The organism is Curtobacterium sp. MCPF17_031 (genome assembly GCF_003234035.1).
In the GTDB taxonomy this organism is placed as follows: Bacteria; Actinomycetota; Actinomycetes; order Actinomycetales; family Microbacteriaceae; genus Curtobacterium.
Genome location: NZ_QKSG01000003.1, coordinates 14,377 through 29,144 on the forward strand (window position 1 = coordinate 14,377; position 14,768 = coordinate 29,144).

Sequence of the window (14,768 nt, forward strand, 5' to 3'; positions counted from 1 at the left end):
GCGAGACGCCCCCATCGACGCGAGACGCCACGGTCTGTGCGAGACGCCGCCTGAGTCGGCGGCGTCGTGCGCACTCGGCGGCGTCTCGCAGCCACCGGCGCCCGCCTACTCCTCGCGGGAGAACGCGCTCGCGCGTGCGACCTGGTCGGCGGTCAGGGCGACGCCCGTGTACCGCTCGAACTGGCGTGCCGCCTGCAGGGCGATGACCTCCGCGCCCGTGATGACGTGCGCACCGGCGTCGCGGCCGGCCCGGACGAGCGGGGTCTCGGAGGGGAACGCGACCACGTCGAAGACGGTGCCCGCGGCGGCGATGCGGTCCGGCGCGAACGACAGCGCGGCCTCCTGGTCGCCACGCATGCCGAGCGGGGTGACGTTGACGAGCACGTCGGCGTCCCCGGCCTGCTCCTCGGCGCCGACCCACGTGTACCCGTACTGGTCGGCCAGGGCGCTGCCGGTCGCCTCGTTGCGGGCGACGACGGTGAGGTGCTCGAACCCGGCACCGCGGAAGGCCGCCGTGACCGCCTTCGCCATGCCGCCGGAGCCCCGTAGGAGCACGCGGGCGTCACGGTCGACCCCGTGCGAGTCGAGCAGTGCGGCGACGGCCTCGTAGTCGGTGTTCGACGCGGTGAGGACCCCGGCGTCGTTGACGATCGTGTTGACGGAGCGGATCGCGGCCGCGGACTCCTCGAGTTCGTCGACGAGGGGGATCACGTCCTCCTTGAACGGCATCGACACCGAGCACCCGCGGATACCGAGCGCCCGGATGCCCGCGACCGCCCCGGGCAGGTCCGTCGTGGTGAACGCCTTGTAGACGTAGTCCAGCCCGAGTTCGTCGTAGAGGAAGTTGTGGAACCGGGTGCCGATGTTGCTCGGACGGGCGGCGAGTGAGATGCAGAGCTGCATGTCCTTGTGGAGGATGGGCATGTCGTCAGTGTCCCACGTGGCAATGATGGAGCGGTCCATCACACATCCGTCCGCGAGGAGTGCGGCGTCCGTCGCCGCCCTGGCGTACCGTGACCGGGGATGACTGCTCTCCCTGACACCATGCGCGCCGTCCGCTTCGAGGAGTGGGGCGACCGTTCCGTCCTGCACGTCGCCGAGGTCCCCGTTCCCGAGGTCGCTCCCGGCCGCGTGCTGGTGAAGGTCCGCGCCGCCGGCGTCAACCCCGGCGAGTCCGCGATCCGCCAGGGCCTCGTCGACGACCACGACCCCGAGAAGCTGCCCTCCGGCCAGGGCACCGACCTCGCCGGAACGGTCGCCGCGATCGGCCTCGACGTCGACGGGTTCGAGGAGGGCGACGAGGTCCTCGGCTGGTCGTGGGAGCGCTCGAGCCAGGCGGAGTACGTCTCCGTCCCCGCCGGGCAGCTCGTCCCGAAGCCCCGTCTGCTCTCGTGGGAGGCCGCCGGTGGCCTGGACGTCGCCGCGACCACCGCTGCCGCCGCCGTCCGCGCCGTCGACCCGCGAGCCGGCGAGACCGTCGTCGTGTCCGGTGCCGCCGGCGGCGTCGGCTCGTTCGTCACGCAGCTGCTGACCAACGAGGGCGTCGACGTCATCGCGATCGCCTCCGAGTCGAACCACGACTGGCTGCGGTCCAAGAACGCCCGTCCGGTCGCGTACGGCAACGGGCTCGAGGACCGGATCCGCGAGCTCGCCACGAACGGCATCGACGCCGTCATCGACACGTTCGGCGCCGAGTACGTGCATCTCGGCATCACCCTCGGCGTGCCCACCGACCGGATCGAGACGACGATCGCCTTCGCGGCCGCGGCCGAGGTCGGCGCCAAGGCGTCCGGCAGCGCCGACACTGCCGACCCCGAGATCCTGTCGGCACTGGCGAACATGGTGGCGGATGGTTCGGTCGAGGTCCCGATCGCCGCCACCTTCCCGCTCGACGCGGTGCAGGACGCCTACGCCCAGCTCGAGGAGCGCCACACCCGCGGCAAGATCGTCCTGCTCCCGTAGGACTGGTCATCCGAGAGCAGCCCCAGGCCGGGAGGCCCGTCCCGCGCTGGTGGGGTTGTCCCCACCCCGGGAAGGGAGGCTGCCCCATGCCGTCGCGCGGCGTGGACCCGTAGCGTCGAGGACATGACGAACACACTGCACCGCCCCCGTGCCGGCCGACTGCTCGCCGGTGTCTGCGCCGGCATCGCGGACCGCTTCGGTTGGTCCCGCACCGGCGTCCGCGTCCTCTGGGTCGTCCTCAGCCTGTTCCCCGGTCCGCTCTGGATCGCCTACGTCGTGCTCTGGATCATCATGCCGGTGCAGGGTCAGCGCCGCTGAGGTCGCCCCCGGCGCCGGTCGTCGGCACCACGCACAGCCGTCCCGTCCGGACGGCGTAGGGTGTCGGCGTGCCGGTCTCCGTCTTCGATCTGTTCAGCATCGGTGTGGGGCCCTCGAGCTCCCACACCGTGGGCCCGATGCGCGCGGGCGTCGACTTCGCCGGACGTGTCGTCGGACTGCCGGTCACGAGCATCCGGGTCGACCTCTACGGCTCACTCGCCTCGACCGGGCACGGGCACGGGACGCTCGGCGCCGTCGCGATCGGCCTGATGGGACACCGGCCGGAGGACATCGACCCCGACGTCATGACCGCCGCGCTCGAGGGCCTCGAGTCCAGCGGTCTCCTGACGCTGGCGGGCGGCCCGACGGTCGCGTTCCGGCTGGCGGACATCGTCCTGCACCCGCTGACCATGCTGCCCCGGCACCCGAACGCCATGCGCCTGCGGTCCTTCGACGCCACCGGCACCGAGACCGCCGTGGAGACCTACTACTCGATCGGCGGCGGGTTCATCGCCCGCGACGGCGACGAGGAGCCGGGCGAGGACGTCGCCGGCACCGCGATCCCGGTCGAGACCGACGCGGTGCCCCATCCGTTCTCCAGCGGAGCCGAGCTGTTGGCGGCCTGCGCGACCACGGGCCTCCCGGTCAGCGGCGTCGCCCTCGCCAACGAGACGGCGACCCGCCCCGAGGCCGAGGTGCGCGACCGGCTCCTCCGCATCCACGCCGTGATGGAGGACTGCGTCGACCGCAGCGTCCGTCGCACCGGTACCCTGCCGGGCGGGCTGGAGGTCCGGCGCCGAGCCGCCGACTGGTTCGAGCAGCTGACCCGTGACGACCCCGGTCACGACCCGCTCTTCGCGATGGAGTGGACGAACCTCACCGCCATGGCCGTGAACGAGGAGAACGCCTCCGGAGGCCGTGTCGTCACCGCCCCGACGAACGGCGCAGCCGGGATCATCCCCGCGGTCCTCTTCTACGCGCTCACCTACGTGCCGACGATCACGCCCGACCGACGGGACGACGCGATCGTCCGCTTCCTGCTGACCGCGGGCGCCGTCGGCTCGATCTACAAGGAGCGGGCGTCCATCTCCGGTGCGGAGGTCGGATGCCAGGGCGAGGTCGGCTCGGCCGCCTCGATGGCCGCCGCGGGACTCGCCGAACTGCTCGGCGGGACGCCCGAGCAGGTCGAGAACGCGGCCGAGATCGCGATGGAGCACAACCTCGGACTGACGTGCGACCCGGTCGGTGGCCTGGTGCAGATCCCGTGCATCGAGCGGAACGCGATCGCGGCGAACAAGGCCGTCAACGCCGCCCGGATGGCGCTCCGTGGCGACGGCGTGCACCACGTCTCGCTCGACCAGGTCGTCGAGACCATGCGCCAGACCGGCGCGGACATGTCGCACAAGTACAAGGAGACCGCGATGGGCGGTCTCGCGGTGAACGTCCCGCTCTGCTGACCCGGCCCCGGAACTGGGGCTGCGGCGGGGGTCGAGCGGCGGGGTAGCGTGCACCGTCCGGAACCTGCCGGACCGGCGGCCAGGGACGGTCGTCGTCTCGGATCTCCGGAAGCGATCGCCGATGTCACGCCGCACCCCGACCCTCCTCGCCGTGTCCGCCGTGGTCGCGGCACTCGCCGTGACCGGCACGGGCCTGCCGGCGCAGGCATCGACCGCAGCCAGCGCGACCGCCGCCCCAGCGACCGCTGCGCCAGCGACCGCTGCGCCAGCGACCGCTGTGCCGGCCGCCGGTGGCGTCCCCGCACCCACCGACCCCACGGTCGGCGCGACCCCGGGTGACACCCCCGTCGACCTGACGCTGGTGCTCCGGCCGGTCGACCCGGCCGCGCTCGCCGCCCTGCCCGTGGCGACCACCGGGGACAGCGCCGCCCAGCGCGCGGACGCCGTGGAGGCCGTGGCCCCCGTCGACGACGCCCGGTCGCGCGCACGATCGGTCCTGACCGGCGCCGGCTTCACCGTGACCGACTCGGACACGTGGGAGGTCGAGGCGCACGGCACCGCTGCCCAGGCCGAGGCCCTGTTCGACGTGGGCCTGGTCGGTACCGGTGACGGCATGCACCCGACCGCGGAGCCGGCGCTGCCGCAGTCCTTCGGCGGGTCCGTCGTCTCGGTGCTCGGGCTCGATGCCCGCCCGGCGCTCGCCCATGCGGCCGTCCCCGCCGGGTACGCGCCCGCCGACCTCGCCGGCGCGTACCGGTCCTCGGGCTCGGCCACGGCGGGGGCCGGCGCGACGATCGCCACCGTGCAGTTCTCCGGGTGGGACCGCAACGACCTCAGCGCCTCCGCCGCAGCGACGGGGCGTCCACTGCCGGCGCTCGACCAGATCGCGGTCGCGGGAGCGGACCCACACGTCGGCGACGGTTCCCAGGGTGAGACCGAGGTCGCCCTCGACCAGCAGGCCCTGCTCGCCGTCGCCCCGGGAGCCCGGCAGCGCGTGTACGTGACGGAGAACTCGTTCCGGGGCAGCTACGACGCGTACAGCCGGATCGCGGACGAGGTGCGGACCGCCGGCATCACCGCGGTGAGCATCTCCTGGGGCAGTTGCGAGACGCAGACCCCCGCGGCGGCCCGGGCCGCACTCGACGCCGCCCTGGCGCGCATCGTCGCTGCCGGTGCCACCGTCTTCGCCGCCACCGGAGACGACGGCGCGCGCTGCCCGACCGGACCGACGACGACCATCCGCGACGTGTCGTACCCGGCGTCCTCGCCCGCGGTCGTCGGCGTCGGCGGTACCTCGCTCACGAAGACGGGGACGAAGACGGGGACCGCCTGGACCGAGGCGGGCTGGTCGAACTCCCTGGGCGGCGGCGGGGGCGGGACCTCGAGCGCCTACGCCAAGCCCGCGTGGCAGACCGGGACGGGCATCAGCGGAACGAAGCGCCTGCTGCCCGACGTCGCCGCACTCGCCGACCCGGCGAAGGGGCTCGGGGTGTACCTGTCGACCGCGCACGGGTTCGTGCTCGGGGGCGGGACCAGCCTGGCGTCCCCGGTGCTCGCCGGCCAGCTCGCGGTCGCGTTGACCGCCCGCGGGTGCGCCGCCGGCGTCGGTGACGTCCACCAGGCGCTCTACCGGAACCCGGCCGCGTTCCGCGACGTCGTCACCGGCGGCAACGGCACGGCGCGGGCAGCCCGCGGCTGGGACGCGGCGACCGGACTCGGATCGCCGAACTGGTCGGCCCTGGGGCGCGTGCTCCCGAAGGCCTCGGACTGCACGGCGCCGACCACGACCGCCGCCGCAGCCGGGGCGACCGCGACCTCGATCGCCTCCGGGAGCCGGACCGTGCCCGCCGGGACGTCGATCCACTCACCGTACGGGCAGTACTGGCTCGACCTGCAGGGCGACGGCTCGCTCGTCGAGTGGGGCAACGGTCGACGGCTGTGGCGGAGCAGCGGAACGGCCGCGGGCGCCGGGCTCCGACTCGACGCGACCGGTCGACTCGCCGTCGTCGCCCCGTCCGGTGCGGTCCTCTGGTCGACGTCGGCCCGGACCACCTCCGGCGGCGCCCGCCTGACCGTCGACGACGCCGGCGACGTGCGACTGACCGCCCGCGACGGGAAGCTCCTCTGGCACAACGGCGCACCGGGCACCGACCAGCTCGTGCCCGGCGCCACCCTCGTCGCCGGGCAGTCGATCCGGGACGCGAGCGGGACGCGGCGCTTCGGCGTCCGGTCGAACGGGCTCCTCGTCGCGAGTTCCGGCAGCACGCGCCTCTTCCAGAAGACCGGCGGTGGTGCGGGGTCGTCCCTGCTGCTCCTGCCGAACGGCGACCTCGTGCTCGCGGGGCCCCTCGGGGCGACACGCTGGTCGACCGGCACGGGCCGGAAGGGTGGAGCCGGCGTCACGCTCCGGATGCAGTCGGACGGGAACGTCGTGCTCCGGAAGGGCTCGTCGGCGATCTGGGCGAGCCACACCCGGGGGTGACCCCCGGCCAGGCCCCGGCCGGGCCCGACCGCCCCGGACCTACCCGGCGAGCAGCGTGAGCAGCCGGGCGGTCTCGGCGGCGACGGCGTCCCGGCCCGCGGCGACGTAGCGGCGCGGGTCGACCAGGTCCGGTCGTTCGTCGAGCACGTCGCGCAGCGCCCGCGTGAACAGCCCGTTCAGGTGCGTCGAGATGTTGATCTTCGTCATGCCCGCGCGGACCGCGCCCCGCAGTTCGTCGTCGGACAGCCCGGACGAGCCGTGCAGGACCAGGGGCACCGGGACGGAGGCCCGCAGCCGCTCCACGAGGTCACGGTCGACCGACGCCTCGCGCGTCTGCATCGCGTGCGACGTGCCGACGGCGACCGCCAGGGCGTCGACCCCGGTCGCCGCCACGAACGCGGCAGCGTCGGACGGGTCGGTGCGGACGCCGGGAGCGTGCACGCCGTCCTTGCCGCCGACCTCGCCGAGCTCGGCCTCGATCGCGATGCCCGCTGCGTGGCACCGGTCGGCCAGCGCCCGGGTCACGGCGACGTTCGCGTCGTAGTCCAGGTGCGACCCGTCGTACATGATCGAGTCGACGCCGAGGTCGATGCCCGCGTGCACCAGTGCGGTGTCCTCGATGTGGTCCAGGTGCACGAGGACCTCCACGTCGGCGGCCCGCGCGACGGCCTGGGTCGCGGTGACGATCGGCGCCAGCCCGCCGTGGTAGCGGATGCAGTTCTCGCTGACCTGCAGCACCACGGGCAGGCCGGCCCGCTCGGCACCGGTGACGATCGCCTCGGCGTGCTCGAGCAGGACGACGTTGAACGCGCCGACACCCCGACGGGCGGTGCGTGCGGAATCGAGGAGGCCGGTGAGGGCGAGGGCGGTGGTCATGTGGGGCTCCCGGTTCGGTCGAGCTGGGTGGTGAATCGGTCGACGGCGGCGAGGTCGACCTCGCCCGCGACGGGGCGGAGGACCGCGGCGGCGCCGTACGCGGCTGCGGAGACCAGGGCGCGGTGGAGGACGTCGGGTGCGGTGACGTCGGCGGCCGTCCGGGGGCCCGGTGCGGTCAGCGCGAGGACGAGCCCGGCGGTGGCGGCGTCCCCGGCACCGGTCGGGTTGCCGTGCACGTCGGGCACCGCGGGGACGGTCACGACCGCGTCCGGCGTGTGGGCGGTGATGCCCGCCGAGCCCGCGGAGACGACGACGACCCCGGCTCCGCGTGCGAGCAGGTCGAGGGCACCGGAGCGTTCGTCCCGCGCGCCCGTGGCGTCGAGGAGTTCCTCCCGGTTCGGCTTGCAGACCGTGGCGCCGGCTGCGGCCGCCTCGAGCAACGACGGCCCCGACAGGTCGGCGACGACGAGCAGGCCGGCGTCGACCGCGCCGCGGATCCAGGGCCGGACCACGCTCGGGTCGGTCCCGCGTGGCAGGGACCCGGACACCACGAGGGCGCTCGCAGCCGCCTGCGCGTTGCGCACGGCACCGGTCACGGTGGCCCATTCGTCCGCCGTCACCGCCGGCCCCGGCTCGCCGTACATCGTCGGGTGGACGTGGTCGTCGACGACGGTGACCGTGGTCCGGGTGTCGCCCACGACCGGCACGGCGGCCGTCGTGAGGCCGTCCCGCTGCAGCGCCGCGGCGACCCAGGCACCGCTCGTCCCGCCGAGCGGCAGGACGGAGGTCGTCGGCACCCCGGCGGCGTCGAGCACCCGGGCGACGTTGACGCCCTTCCCGCCGGGACGGCGGACGACGTCCAGGACGCGCTGGGTGACCCCGACGACCTGATCGGCGACGCGGTAGGTGACGTCGACCGCGGGGTTCGGGGTGATGACGACGATCACGCGGGGACCTCCAGGGCGGTAGGGCGGCCCTCCGGGTCGAGGACGACGAGGTCGGCAGCGGCACCGACGGTGAGGGGTGGACGCAGGCCGAGCAGGGCGGAGGCGCGCACGGACGAGGCAGCCACGGCCTCCCGGACGTCGGGACGAGCGGCGTCGTCGGGACGAGCGGTGAGGACCCGGGCGACGGCGTCACCGACGGTGATCGTGCTGCCAGCCAGCGATGACCCGTCGGCGAGCATCGCGACCCCGCCGTCGACCACGACGTCCGATCCGGCGATCCGGTAGGGCCCGTCGGCGCAGCCGGTGGCGGCCATCGCGTCCGAGACGAACACCAACCGGTGACCGGCAGCGCGGCGGACCAGGTCGACGGCGACCGGGTCGAGGTGGTGGCCGTCGACGATGCACTCCACGGTCAGGCGCTCGTCCGTCAGGGCGACCCCGACCGGACCGGGCTCACGGTGGTGCAGCGGCGGCATGCCGTTGAAGAGGTGGGTGACCAGGGTCGCACCGGCGTCGACCGCGCGCTGCACCTGCTCGGTGTCGGCGTCGGTGTGCCCGATCGCGGCGACGACGCCGGCGTCGACCAGATGGTGGATCGTCTCGATCGCACCGAGGAGTTCGGGGGCGAGCGTGACCACCCGGAGGGCCCCGCCTCCGGCGTCGACCAGGAGTTCGACCTCGGCGGGGGTCGGTGGGTGCAGCAGGGCGACCGCGTGCGCACCTCGTCGGGCAGGTGCGAGCCACGGGCCCTCGAGGTGCAGCCCGGCGAGCGTGCCGTCGACGACGAGTGGGCGCAGCCGGTGGAGCGCGGCGACCGTGTCCGGGACCGCCCCGGTCGCGATCGACGCGACCAGGTGCGCGGTACCGCGTCCGGCGTGGTGGGCGACGGCGGCGCGGGCCTCGTCGGCCGAGCACGAGGCGAAGTCGTGGCCGAGCGCGCCGTGTGCGTGCAGGTCGACGAAGCCCGGGACGACGGTGCCCGGGGCATCGACCACGCGGTCGTGTGCCGGTGCCGGTCCGGCGCCGACCGCGGCGACCCGACCGTCGCTGACCGCGATCCAGCCGTCGACCAGGTCGAGTTCCGCGGTGACCACCCGGGGGGCGCGGACGAGCGTCGTCACGCGGACACCGCGGTCGGGCCGTCGTCGACGCGCTGGTGACGGGCGGGGAGGTCGCGCCCCAGCAGCTCCCGTGCGAGGAGAGCGGCACCGATCGCGCCCGCGGCGTCACCGTGTCGTGCGCCGACGAGGGCCGGGACCCGGACGCCCACCAGCCGGTCGCTCAGCGCCGCGGTGAGGGGGTCGAGCAGCAGCGGACCGGACTGCGCCAGTCCGCCGCCGATGACCAGCGTGTGACACCCCGCGGCGGCCGTCAGCCAGGCGAGGGCGTCGGCGAGGACGCCGACGCAGTCGTCCCACACCTGGCGGGCGAGGAGCTCGCCGTCCTGGACGCGGAGCATCGCTGCGTGCGCGGTCGGCGCGTCGCTCCGGCGCGCGACGGCACCGGCCGAGGCGATCTCCTCGACCCGGAGGCCCGCGTGCGGACCGTGGACGATGCGGACCTGACCGATCTCGCCGGCCCAGCCGCCACCACTGACGACCCGACCGTCGACGACGAGGGCGCTCGCGAGCCCGGTGCCGACCGGGACGAACGCGACCGTGCCGTGGTCGAGCCCGCCGGCCTGCACCTCGGCGAGGGCCCCGGCGCGCACGTCGTGGCCGAACGCGAGCGGCACGTCGGTGCCCGTCGCCCGGAGCGCCGCGGCGACCCGTTGGCGGACCGGCACGTCCTGCCAGCCGAGGTTCACGGACAGCACCGAGCGGCCGCCGTCCTCGTCGACCACGCCGGGGACGACCAGGCCGACGGCGTCGAGTGCGACGCCGTGCTGTCCGGCGACCGAGCGCGCGTGCACGGCGAGCTCGGCCACGACGACGGCGAGGGCCTCGGCAGCGGGGTCGTCACGCGGGGTCGGGACGCGCTGCTCGCCGAGCAACCGTCCGTCGTCGGCGGTCAGTCGGGCCTTGATGCCCGTGCCGCCGACGTCGACCCCGAGCACTGCCCCGCGTGCGGTCATCAGGTGAGGATGACCGAACGGGTGAGCGAGCGCGGGTGGTCCGGGTCGAGACCGCGGCGCTCCGCCAGGGCGACGGCGAACCGGTGTACGACGACGAGTCCGGCGAGCGGGTCGAGGTCGTGGTGCACCAGGCGGGCTCCGGTGGCGGCGACCTCGTCGGCCAGACCGTCCGGCACCGAGCCGAGCGACCACACCAGGCGGCCGGGCTGCGCGATCGCGATCGGCCCGTGGCGGTAGTCCATCGCGGGGTACGACTCGGCCCAGAACTGTGCGGCCTCCCGGGTCTTCAGGGCGGCTTCGAACGTCAGGCCCACGGCGGCGCCACGGCCGACGAACGTGACCTGCTCGGCGCCGAGCAGGTCGTCGATCGGCAGCGTCAGCGCGGTCTCGGCCTGGACGGCGAGGGCCTCGACGTCGTCGCCGAGGGATGCGCGGAGCAGGGCGAGCGCGGTGGTGGCGAAGCGGGTCTGCACGACGGAGCGCTCGTCCGCGAACGGCAGCGCGACGACGTCGTCGGCGTCCGCTGCGGCCGGGCTGTCCGGCACCGCCGTGATCAGGACGGTGCGCTGGTCCGGCAGGGCGCGCAGGAGGTCGATGATCTCGGTGGTGGTGCCCGAGCGCGAGATGGTGACGACGCGGTCGTACTGGCGGCCGGCGCGGTACTCGGAGCCGGCGAAGGCGTCGGTCAGGCCGAGGCCCGCGGACTCACGGGCGACGGCGTAGCTCATCGCGATGAACCAGCTCGTGCCGCAGCCGATGACGGCGACGCGCTCGCCCGGCTGGGGGAGGACGTCGATGAACGAGGGCAGCAGTGCCGCGGCGGAGCGCCAGGAGGCCGGCTGCGATGCCAGCTCGTCGCCCACGAAGGTGTCGGACATGGTGTCCTTCCGGTCGGACCGATCCTTGGTGATCGGATATCGGCCAGCATGACGATCGATCGTGCTCGATGCAAGTGCAAAACGTCATTTCCGATCATGGAGCCCGCGGAGGAGCGCCCGTAGGATGACGCCATGACCCCGCAGCAGAGGCTCAACGCCCTCCTCGAGTTGGTGAGCGACCGCGGCAACGTCTCGATCACCGAGATCGGGGACGAGCTCGGGATCTCCGCGGCGACCGCCCGTCGCGACCTCGCCACGCTCGCTGACCAGCGTCTGGTCACCCGGACGCACGGCGGCGCCGCTGCCCTCGGTGCCGGGTACGAGCTGCCGCTGCAGTACAAGATCGCCCGCCAGGCCGAGGCGAAGACCGCGATCGCCCGGGCGACGGCCGCCCTCGTGGCACCCGGGGACACGGTCGGACTCAACGGCGGCACGACGACGACCGAGGTGGCGCGGGAACTCGGCAAGAGCGAGCGCTTCATCCGAGCCGACGGCGAGTACGGCATCACGATCGTCACGAACGCGCTGAACATCGGCTACGAGCTGTCCGTCCGCGCGAACGTCAAGATCGTCGTGACCGGCGGCGTCGCCCGTCGGCAGTCCTACGAGCTGATCGGGCCGCTGGTGCGGGACACGCTCGACGAGTTCGCCCTCGACGTCGTCGTCCTCGGCGTCGACGGTCTGACCGGGCAGTACGGCGCGACCACCATGCACGAGGGTGAAGCCGAGGTCAGTCGCCACTTCGCCTCGGTCGGCCGCCGGGTGATCGTGGTCGCCGACTCGACGAAGATCGAGCGCTCGACCTTCGCCCGCATCTGCCCGCTCGACCGCATCGACGTGCTCGTCACCGACCGGGACGTCCCGCCGCGGTTCGCCGCGGACCTGGCCGCCGCCGGCGCGGAGCTCGTCGTCGCGGACTGACCGGCACGTCCGGCGAGCACGTGCGTCGCCGCGCCCGACTCTCCGGGGCCTGCCCGACGCTCGCGAACCCGCCTCGCGCCGCCCGACCGAGCGCGGTCACGTTACCGGCGTGTTAAACCCTCGCATCACACTTCCGTGAGCGATCCGTGAGCGCATATTGTGCATTCATGATCGATTTGGCATCATGGCCGTCACAATCACGCAAGGGAGCGAGATGAGCATCACGAGCACGCGCACACTCCGAGTCGGCGTGGTCGGCATCGGCCAGCGGTCGTACATCGCGAACCACGTCGCCGCCGCCGGACTCGACGCCGACGGGGTCGACGCCCGGATCGTGGCCGCCGCCGACGTCACCGAGTCCGGCCGGCGACGAGCCGCCGAGGCCTGGCCGGACGCCACCGTCGTCGACGGACACCGCGCCTTGATCGGGACCGACGGTGCCCCGAACGCCGTCGACGCCGCGATCGTCACCACACCGGACTGGACCCACGCCGAGATCGCGATCGACCTGCTCCGCGCCGGCATCGCCGTCTACCTCGAGAAGCCCCTCGCCATCACGGTCGAGGACGCCGACGCCGTCCTCAACACCGCCGCCGAGACCGGCACCCCGCTCTACGTCGGCCACAACTTCCGCCACGCGGCCGTGGTGCGCCTGATGCTCGACGTGATCGCACGCGGCGAGATCGGCGAGGTCAAGGCCGTCTGGGTCCGCCACTTCGTCGGCAACGGCGGCGACTACTACTTCAAGGACTGGCACGCCGACCGCAGCCGCGTGAACTCGCTCCTGCTGCAGAAGGCCAGCCACGACCTCGACGTCGTGCACGCCCTCGCCGGTGCGTACACGAGCCGGGTCGTCGGGATGGGCTCGTTGTCCGTCTACGGCGACGTCACCGACCGCCGCGACCGCAGCGACGAGCTGATGACCGACTGGTTCTCCTTCGACAACTGGCCGCCCGCCGAGCAGACCGGGCTGAACCCCGTCGTCGACGTCGAGGACGTGTCGATGGTCATGATGACCCTCGAGAACGGCGTGCAGGCCAGCTACGAGCAGTGCCACTTCACGCCCGACTACTGGCGCAACTACACGGTCATCGGCACCCACGGGCGCCTCGAGAACATCGGGGACACCGGCGGTGGCGTGGTCAAGGTGTGGAACCACCGTCGCAACTGGGACGTCGCCGGGGACGTCGAGTACCCGATCGACGGCGTCGAGGACGGCCACGCCGACGCCGACCTGCTCACCATGACCGAGTTCCTCCGCTCGCTGGCGTTCGGGGAGCCGACCACCCTGTCCCCGATCGCGGCCCGTGCGGCCGTCGCCGCCGGGGCACTCGCCACCCGCTCGCTCCGCAACGGCTCCGTCCCCATCGACGTGCCGCCCCTCCCCGACGCCACCCTCCGACACTTCGCGACCACTCCCGACCGCGACGACGTTCCCGAAAGGACCACCCGATGACCGCTCCAACCGCCCGTCCGGGCCGTGGCCGCCGCCGCGCACTGCTCGGTCTCGCAGCCGCCGTCAGCGCCGTCGCGCTCCTCGCCGGATGCAGCAGCCAGTCCTCAGCCGGGTCCTCGGACTCCGGTTCGGGCGAGGTCGCGAAGGACACCAAGGCGAACCTGACGTACGCCGTCTGGGACCAGAACCAGGTGAAGGCCATCAAGGCGAACATCAAGGGGTTCAACGAGGAGTACCCCGACATCAAGGTGAACGTCGACGTCACGCCGTACGCCAACTACTTCACGAAGCTGCAGACCCAGGGCTCGAGCAACACGCTCCCCGACCTCTTCTGGATGAACGGCCCGAACTTCCAGCTGTACGCAGGGAACGGCAAGCTCGCCCCGATCACCGGCGAGGTGAAGTCCGGCGCGATCGACCCGCAGAACTACTCGCCAGCGCTCAACAAGCTCTACACGTACGACGGCACCCAGTACGGCGTCCCGAAGGACTTCGACACCATCGGCGTCTGGATGAACAAGGCCCTGTTCGAGAAGGCCGGCGTGGCCATGCCGTCGAAGGACTGGACCTGGGACGACTTCCAGAAGACCGGCGCCGAGCTCTCCGAGAAGCTGAAGTCGGACGGTGCGTACGGCGCCGCCGCGGGCATGGACGGCCAGACCACCTACTACGACACGATCTTCCAGGCCGGCGGCTCCGTCATCGACGGGGACGAGTCGGAGTACGACACGAAGGCCGCGCAGGAGGGCATCGGCTTCTGGACCGACCTGATCAAGTCCGGCGCCTCGCCCTCGATCAAGCAGCTGACCGACACCACGGCGGACCAGTGGTTCACCTCCGGCAAGGTCGCGATGTACCAGGGTGGCAGCTGGTTCCGGTCGGCGCTGATCGGCTCCGACATGGAGAAGGACGTCGTCGCCTACCCGCTGCCGAAGGGCAAGGAGCAGGCGACCGTCATCCACGGCGTCTCGAACGTCGTCGCCGAGGGCTCGAAGGACAAGGCCGCCGCGCAGGCACTCCAGGCCTACCTGGCCAGCAAGCCCGCTCAGCAGCAGCAGGGTGACATGGGTGCCGTCATCCCCGCCTACACCGGCACGCAGGACGCCTTCACGAAGACCATGCCTGACGCAGACCTGCAGGTCTTCCTCGACGCGGTCGACTACGCCAAGCCGCTGCCGGTGTCGAAGAACACCGCCGCGTGGAACACCCTCGAGACGAACCTGCTGCCGAGTGCGTTCGACGGTTCCGAGCCCGTCGACCAGGTGACGAAGGAACTCGCCCAGAAGATGGACGCGGCACTCGCCAAGGAGTGACGACGAGCCGGCCGGTCGGGGCCCACGCCCGACCGGCCGGAACACGCACGTCGGCACCACCCGCAGCACCCAGCACCACCCGGA

General features: G+C 73.2%; 13 protein-coding genes. 7 read left to right on the plus strand and 6 right to left on the minus strand.

The genetic code is table 11. The features are described 5' to 3' along the window. Nucleotides 1-105: 105 nt before the first annotated feature. Complete coding sequence (locus tag DEJ31_RS05335; RefSeq protein WP_110903700.1) at nucleotides 106-924, minus strand: shikimate 5-dehydrogenase; 819 nt, start codon at nucleotides 922-924, stop codon at nucleotides 106-108. Nucleotides 925-1,023: 99 nt separating this feature from the next. Here DEJ31_RS05335 and DEJ31_RS05340 point away from each other — a divergent pair, with 99 nt between their 5' ends. The 4 genes from DEJ31_RS05340 to DEJ31_RS05355 all read left to right on the plus strand — a co-directional run bounded on the left by DEJ31_RS05340 (nucleotide 1,024) and on the right by DEJ31_RS05355 (nucleotide 6,219). Then, complete coding sequence (locus DEJ31_RS05340; protein WP_111043553.1) at nucleotides 1,024-1,962, plus strand: NADP-dependent oxidoreductase; 939 nt, start codon at nucleotides 1,024-1,026, stop codon at nucleotides 1,960-1,962. Nucleotides 1,963-2,085: 123 nt separating this feature from the next. Next, nucleotides 2,086-2,280 (plus strand): PspC domain-containing protein, encoded by a 195-nt coding sequence (locus tag DEJ31_RS05345; protein WP_111043552.1) that lies wholly within the window; start codon nucleotides 2,086-2,088, stop codon nucleotides 2,278-2,280. A gap of 68 nt (nucleotides 2,281-2,348) precedes the next feature. Next, on the plus strand, nucleotides 2,349-3,737 hold the full coding sequence (locus DEJ31_RS05350) for an L-serine ammonia-lyase (RefSeq protein WP_110903611.1): 1,389 nt from the start codon (nucleotides 2,349-2,351) through the stop codon (nucleotides 3,735-3,737). A gap of 121 nt (nucleotides 3,738-3,858) precedes the next feature. Continuing rightward, complete coding sequence (locus DEJ31_RS05355) at nucleotides 3,859-6,219, plus strand: hypothetical protein (protein WP_111121383.1); 2,361 nt, start codon at nucleotides 3,859-3,861, stop codon at nucleotides 6,217-6,219. A gap of 39 nt (nucleotides 6,220-6,258) precedes the next feature. On the opposite strand, the gene DEJ31_RS05360 is transcribed toward DEJ31_RS05355, so the two are convergent. The 5 genes from DEJ31_RS05360 to DEJ31_RS05380 are packed head-to-tail and all read right to left on the minus strand — an operon-like array spanning nucleotide 6,259 to nucleotide 10,994. Beyond that, nucleotides 6,259-7,095, minus strand: a complete 837-nt coding sequence (locus DEJ31_RS05360; RefSeq protein WP_111121384.1) for a class II fructose-bisphosphate aldolase — start codon at nucleotides 7,093-7,095, stop codon at nucleotides 6,259-6,261. Further along, complete coding sequence (locus DEJ31_RS05365) at nucleotides 7,092-8,042, minus strand: 1-phosphofructokinase family hexose kinase (RefSeq protein ID WP_111121385.1); 951 nt, start codon at nucleotides 8,040-8,042, stop codon at nucleotides 7,092-7,094. The genes DEJ31_RS05360 and DEJ31_RS05365 overlap by 4 nt, the downstream gene beginning before the upstream one ends. Beyond that, nucleotides 8,039-9,163 (minus strand): N-acetylglucosamine-6-phosphate deacetylase, encoded by a 1,125-nt coding sequence (locus DEJ31_RS05370; RefSeq protein WP_181427316.1) that lies wholly within the window; start codon nucleotides 9,161-9,163, stop codon nucleotides 8,039-8,041. Before DEJ31_RS05370 ends, DEJ31_RS05365 begins: the two co-directional genes overlap by 4 nt. Then, on the minus strand, nucleotides 9,160-10,116 hold the full coding sequence (locus DEJ31_RS05375) for an ROK family protein (RefSeq protein ID WP_111043548.1): 957 nt from the start codon (nucleotides 10,114-10,116) through the stop codon (nucleotides 9,160-9,162). Before DEJ31_RS05375 ends, DEJ31_RS05370 begins: the two co-directional genes overlap by 4 nt. After that, on the minus strand, nucleotides 10,116-10,994 hold the full coding sequence (locus DEJ31_RS05380) for an SIS domain-containing protein (RefSeq protein ID WP_111121386.1): 879 nt from the start codon (nucleotides 10,992-10,994) through the stop codon (nucleotides 10,116-10,118). The genes DEJ31_RS05375 and DEJ31_RS05380 overlap by 1 nt, the downstream gene beginning before the upstream one ends. Nucleotides 10,995-11,126: 132 nt before the next feature. Between DEJ31_RS05380 and DEJ31_RS05385 the strand changes: the two genes are divergently transcribed. From DEJ31_RS05385 to DEJ31_RS05395, 3 genes are all read left to right on the plus strand, one after another. Continuing rightward, nucleotides 11,127-11,915: a DeoR/GlpR family DNA-binding transcription regulator gene (locus DEJ31_RS05385; protein WP_110903618.1), complete on the plus strand. Its 789-nt coding sequence runs from the start codon at nucleotides 11,127-11,129 to the stop codon at nucleotides 11,913-11,915. Between the two features lie 214 nt (nucleotides 11,916-12,129). Further along, on the plus strand, nucleotides 12,130-13,371 hold the full coding sequence (locus DEJ31_RS05390; RefSeq protein ID WP_110903619.1) for a Gfo/Idh/MocA family protein: 1,242 nt from the start codon (nucleotides 12,130-12,132) through the stop codon (nucleotides 13,369-13,371). Continuing rightward, nucleotides 13,368-14,684 (plus strand): sugar ABC transporter substrate-binding protein, encoded by a 1,317-nt coding sequence (locus DEJ31_RS05395; RefSeq protein ID WP_110903620.1) that lies wholly within the window; start codon nucleotides 13,368-13,370, stop codon nucleotides 14,682-14,684. Before DEJ31_RS05390 ends, DEJ31_RS05395 begins: the two co-directional genes overlap by 4 nt. The last annotated feature ends 84 nt before the right edge of the window (nucleotides 14,685-14,768 follow it).

What these genes read in the sequence shown, in the direction of transcription:
- DEJ31_RS05335 (WP_110903700.1), bottom strand. Translation starts at nt 924, where the DNA reads ATGCCCATCCTCCACAAGGACATGCAGCTCTGCATCTCACTCGCCGCC.
- DEJ31_RS05340 (WP_111043553.1), top strand. Translation starts at nt 1,024, where the DNA reads ATGACTGCTCTCCCTGACACCATGCGCGCCGTCCGCTTCGAGGAGTGG.
- DEJ31_RS05345 (WP_111043552.1), top strand. Translation starts at nt 2,086, where the DNA reads ATGACGAACACACTGCACCGCCCCCGTGCCGGCCGACTGCTCGCCGGT.
- DEJ31_RS05355 (WP_111121383.1), top strand. Translation starts at nt 3,859, where the DNA reads ATGTCACGCCGCACCCCGACCCTCCTCGCCGTGTCCGCCGTGGTCGCG.
- DEJ31_RS05360 (WP_111121384.1), bottom strand. Translation starts at nt 7,095, where the DNA reads ATGACCACCGCCCTCGCCCTCACCGGCCTCCTCGATTCCGCACGCACC.
- DEJ31_RS05375 (WP_111043548.1), bottom strand. Translation starts at nt 10,116, where the DNA reads ATGACCGCACGCGGGGCAGTGCTCGGGGTCGACGTCGGCGGCACGGGC.
- DEJ31_RS05380 (WP_111121386.1), bottom strand. Translation starts at nt 10,994, where the DNA reads ATGTCCGACACCTTCGTGGGCGACGAGCTGGCATCGCAGCCGGCCTCC.
- DEJ31_RS05385 (WP_110903618.1), top strand. Translation starts at nt 11,127, where the DNA reads ATGACCCCGCAGCAGAGGCTCAACGCCCTCCTCGAGTTGGTGAGCGAC.
- DEJ31_RS05390 (WP_110903619.1), top strand. Translation starts at nt 12,130, where the DNA reads ATGAGCATCACGAGCACGCGCACACTCCGAGTCGGCGTGGTCGGCATC.
- DEJ31_RS05395 (WP_110903620.1), top strand. Translation starts at nt 13,368, where the DNA reads ATGACCGCTCCAACCGCCCGTCCGGGCCGTGGCCGCCGCCGCGCACTG.